We start from the raw sequence: 3,701 nt of genomic DNA on the forward strand, positions 1-3,701 counted from the left end.
TGGGTGCCGGGCTGGGGATCGCGGCCACACGGATCGCCTCCCGCTCGATACCCGGCGCGCTGCTCGTGGGAGGGGCTTTGGTGGCCAAAGCACTTTACGACAAGCGGAAGAAGCGGAACGGCTAGCCCTTCCCCGTCACCCAATAACCGCTGGCGGCCGCCTGCCAATCCTTGACGCTTTCCAACGGCACAGTCAGCATCATGATGTTGAGTGCCAGATTGTCGCGGATCATCCAGCCGACGAACAACTCCATCGCCAATCCGAGCGCCAATGTCGCCTTCCACGGAAGGCGCGAGGCCAGGAAAAAACCGAAAATCATCCAGGCTATATCCGCGAGCGAATTGACGATACTGTCACCGGCATAGCCATAGGAAATCGTCACCTCGCGATAGCGATCAATGATCACCGGCGAATTTTCCAGTATCTCCCATGCGCCCTCGACCAATATCGCTAGCGCAACCGCGACACCCAGCGGGAACAGTGCAGGCCACTTCTTGCGCAGCAAATAGCCAGCGCCATAAAACAGAAAACCGTGAATAATGTGGCTCGGCGTGTACCAATCGGCCAGATGCTGGCTGTTTTCGCTCGATTGCACCACCAGATGGAGCAGCTTGATTTCACCGCATGCGCAGATTGGCGGGCGGCCAATAGACCAGAGGATGACCCCGATAATCGCGAAGAGCAGTAAGGCGATAAGCGCGCTGAACTTGCTGATCCGAAGCGGCCAATTCATGCGAGAATCTCTCCTAAGGGCTTGACGCCCCGATACCCTTTCGCGCAGTAGCGGCTATGGCCGGTTCCCACAACCAACTCGAACGCCGCGGGCTTTTGTTCGTGCTCTCTTCGCCCTCTGGCGCGGGCAAATCCACCTTGTCGCGAATGCTGCTGGAGGCTGACCCGCAAATTGCGCTTTCGGTCAGCTACACCACCCGCCCGCCGCGCCCCGGCGAAATTGACGGGGTGCATTATCATTTCACCGACGTGCCGACCTTCAAGGCGATGGCAGCGAATGGCGAATTCCTTGAATGGGCGCATGTCTTTGGCCACCGTTATGGTACGCCGAAGGAACCGGTCGAGGCCGAGCTGGCTGCTGGTCGAGACGTGTTGTTCGACATCGACTGGCAAGGCGCGCAGCAGCTTTATCAGGAAGCAGGCCCGGACGTCGTCCGCGTCTTCATCCTGCCGCCGTCGATTGAGGAGCTTGAACGCCGTTTGCATGCGCGGGCGCAGGATAGCGACGCCGTAATCGGCGAACGCATGGCACGCGCCAAGTCCGAAATCGGCCACTGGGATGGCTATGACTATGTCCTGATCAACGACGACGTAGATGGCTGCTTTGCCCAAGTGCGGCAGATATTGACCGCCGAGCGGCTCAAGCGGCGCCGGCAAAAGGGTCTGATCGGCTTCGTCCGCGATCTGGTAGCGAGCTAATGCTCCTCGGGTAGCGGCTCGTCGTACAGCCGCCCCATAAATTCATCGCTGTTCTTCGCATAGGGATCAAGCGTGATCACCGTGCCGTCGTTGAACAGCAATTGATAATCCCCACGCCAGCGGCGGCGGAAGGCTGTGAAATCGTCAATGGACTGACTCGCTTCGCGACCGTCGGCATCGACATAGGCGATCTGATCGCCCCGCATGCGTAATGCCGTCTTGCGCAGCTTTCGGATCAACACACCGGAATACACCGCGCCGATGCCGAATGTGAAAGACAACCAGAAGGCAATGCGCATCTGGAAGGCAGCGTCGGAGCGCGCTGAACCGACGAAAATCCAGACCCATGCGATCAGTGCAAATAGCGCAGCGCTGCAATAGAAGGAAAACCAGTGCATCCCGCCAGGGCGCACCTGCATCCAGCCCGTTTTGGTCGCAGCCGGCGTTGCAGCAATTGCCGCAATCAACAGCGCGATGCAGGTTGCAATTGCGCCGAGCATGATCAGGTCCGATGGCGTGACATAGTCTTGCATGCGAAACCTCCATCCCCAAAGCGTTACAGCTTGGAACTAGAAGACCAAAATTCGGTTAAACGCGCAACAGTTGCAGGAAATGCGCCGCTGCCAAGAACTCTGCTTCGCGATCGGCGCGGTTCTTCTGCGCCCAATAATCCTCACCCCAATTCTGCTCCTGCCATAGCTCTTCGAGGCAGGTCGCCTCCCATAGGCGTTTTGCATCGCCCGCTTGCTCGACAATCGCGAGCACCGCGACCAGTGATCCAGCTAGATGGGCGAGCTTGGCCATTGCAGCCAATTCGAAAGTCCCGCGCGCCATCACCGCAGCACGCAGTTTCTCCAGCGTCGCCTCAGGCTGAGGCTTATGCAATACGCCATGTACGATCTGGAACGACACATCATAACGCCCCCGTGCCCAATCGAGCCACGGGTCCCAAACCTCCGCCTGCTTGGGCGCGAGCGGCTCATCGGGTTCAGCGCGATAGCAAAAGACGTCGCTTTCGGCATAGGCCGCAATGGCCGACGCAAATTTGGCCCGGTCGGGTGCGACATGATCGATCGCTGCATTGGCAAAGCCGGTCATGGGCATTGCGGCAGGCTCGATGACTTCGCCAACGGATTCCCATTCGGCAACCACCGCATCAGCCAGCGCCTTGGTTGGCAGATACAACTCGTTGCGCATCGGCGTTTTCAGCGCGCGCGCGTCGAGCCTTATCCCATGCCCGTAAGTGCCTTGTTCAAGGCTGACCTGTTTCCAGAAGCGGCGCATGTTCAGTCCTGCCCGGCGTCCTTCTTGTTCCAGCTCTTTTTCAGCAGAATCGGGAACAGGAAAAATTCAAACATGCCAAGCACGATGAACAAATAGCCCAAAAACGGCGGGAATTCCGGGAACAACCGGCCCGCACTGATGGCAAGGCCCATCATAACGATTACGGCTCCCGAAAAGCGCAAGACGTTCAAAATGATAAAACGTTGTTTGGCCTGTGTTTCACGTTCGTCGGTGGTCATAAATGCCCCTTAATCGCGTGCATCAATTCTTCCATAGTCTCAACCAGATGATCCGCCCCTGCTTCACGCAATTCATCGAGCGGATGATAGCCCCAGTTCACGCCTATCGTGCGACAACCGGCGGCCTTGCCCATATGGATATCGTAAACAGTATCGCCAATCATGACAGCATTGGCGGCGTCGGCGCCTGCATCGGCAAGCGCTTGCCACACCATCGACGGGTGCGGCTTGGACGGATGCCGGTCCGCAGTCTGCAGCGTCACGAACAATCCTTTGATACCATGATGGTCGAGACAACGTTCCAAGCCCCGATCTGACTTTCCAGTTGCCACACCCAGAAGCCAGCCATTCTCGTCGAGTTCGCTTAGTACCGCCGCCATGCCATCATAAAGCGGTTCATCGACCAGACCGTTTCCTCGCAATGTATAGAATGCCTGCTTGTACCGCTCGGCCATGTCGCGGTGGAGCGCGTCCTCTGCTTCGGGCAGCAACTGCCGCATCGCCTCCACAAGGCTGAGCCCGACTATACGTCGCGTTGCATGGCGCGGCGGCGCGGCCATCCCCATTTCGTCGAAGGCGTGCTCCATCGCCATGCAGATATTGGCCTGGCTGTCGACCAGCGTACCATCGCAATCGAATATGGCGAGGCGGGGCGGGGGCACTGAACCCCTTCCCCCATCCAAAGCGCCCGCGCTTTCTTTCCCTGCCTTTTAAGGTTATCGGGCGCCCCCCAAACGGTCGCCCCAA

Annotated in this window: 6 protein-coding genes; 1 reads left to right on the forward strand and 5 read right to left on the reverse strand. The window is 58.5% G+C overall.

The genetic code is table 11. The features are described from left to right. Positions 1–121: 121 nt before the first annotated feature. Positions 122–733, reverse strand: a complete 612-nt coding sequence (locus tag Q0239_RS09630; RefSeq protein ID WP_298601852.1) for a DUF2585 domain-containing protein — start codon at positions 731–733, stop codon at positions 122–124. 56 nt (positions 734–789) lie between these two features. Between Q0239_RS09630 and gmk the strand changes: the two genes are divergently transcribed. Further along, positions 790–1,431: a guanylate kinase gene (gmk, locus tag Q0239_RS09635; protein ID WP_115549236.1), complete on the forward strand. Its 642-nt coding sequence runs from the start codon at positions 790–792 to the stop codon at positions 1,429–1,431. Here gmk and Q0239_RS09640 read toward each other — a convergent pair. The 4 genes from Q0239_RS09640 to Q0239_RS09655 are packed head-to-tail and all read right to left on the reverse strand — an operon-like array spanning position 1,428 to position 3,616. Beyond that, positions 1,428–1,964 carry a hypothetical protein gene (locus tag Q0239_RS09640; RefSeq protein ID WP_298601858.1) on the reverse strand — a complete coding sequence of 179 codons (537 nt, stop codon included), beginning with the start codon at positions 1,962–1,964 and terminating at the stop codon, positions 1,428–1,430. The genes gmk and Q0239_RS09640 overlap by 4 nt on opposite strands. Before the next feature lie 55 nt (positions 1,965–2,019). After that, on the reverse strand, positions 2,020–2,715 hold the full coding sequence (locus Q0239_RS09645; RefSeq protein WP_298601861.1) for an ATP12 family chaperone protein: 696 nt from the start codon (positions 2,713–2,715) through the stop codon (positions 2,020–2,022). Positions 2,716–2,717: 2 nt separating this feature from the next. Continuing rightward, positions 2,718–2,954: a hypothetical protein gene (locus Q0239_RS09650; protein ID WP_298601865.1), complete on the reverse strand. Its 237-nt coding sequence runs from the start codon at positions 2,952–2,954 to the stop codon at positions 2,718–2,720. Further along, the gene (locus Q0239_RS09655; RefSeq protein ID WP_298601868.1) at positions 2,951–3,616 is read right to left on the reverse strand and encodes an HAD-IA family hydrolase; all 666 of its coding nucleotides are present in this window, start codon (positions 3,614–3,616) and stop codon (positions 2,951–2,953) included. Before Q0239_RS09655 ends, Q0239_RS09650 begins: the two co-directional genes overlap by 4 nt. Positions 3,617–3,701: the final 85 nt, after the last annotated feature.

Source organism: uncultured Sphingorhabdus sp. (genome assembly GCF_937872355.1).
In the GTDB taxonomy this organism is placed as follows: domain Bacteria; phylum Pseudomonadota; class Alphaproteobacteria; order Sphingomonadales; family Sphingomonadaceae; genus Sphingorhabdus_B.

Coding starts and splice junctions, on each gene's coding strand:
- Q0239_RS09630 (WP_298601852.1), bottom strand. CDS start 733: ATGAATTGGCCGCTTCGGATCAGCAAGTTCAGCGCGCTTATCGCCTTA.
- Q0239_RS09640 (WP_298601858.1), bottom strand. CDS start 1,964: ATGCAAGACTATGTCACGCCATCGGACCTGATCATGCTCGGCGCAATT.
- Q0239_RS09650 (WP_298601865.1), bottom strand. CDS start 2,954: ATGACCACCGACGAACGTGAAACACAGGCCAAACAACGTTTTATCATT.
- Q0239_RS09645 (WP_298601861.1), bottom strand. CDS start 2,715: ATGCGCCGCTTCTGGAAACAGGTCAGCCTTGAACAAGGCACTTACGGG.
- gmk (WP_115549236.1), top strand. CDS start 790: ATGGCCGGTTCCCACAACCAACTCGAACGCCGCGGGCTTTTGTTCGTG.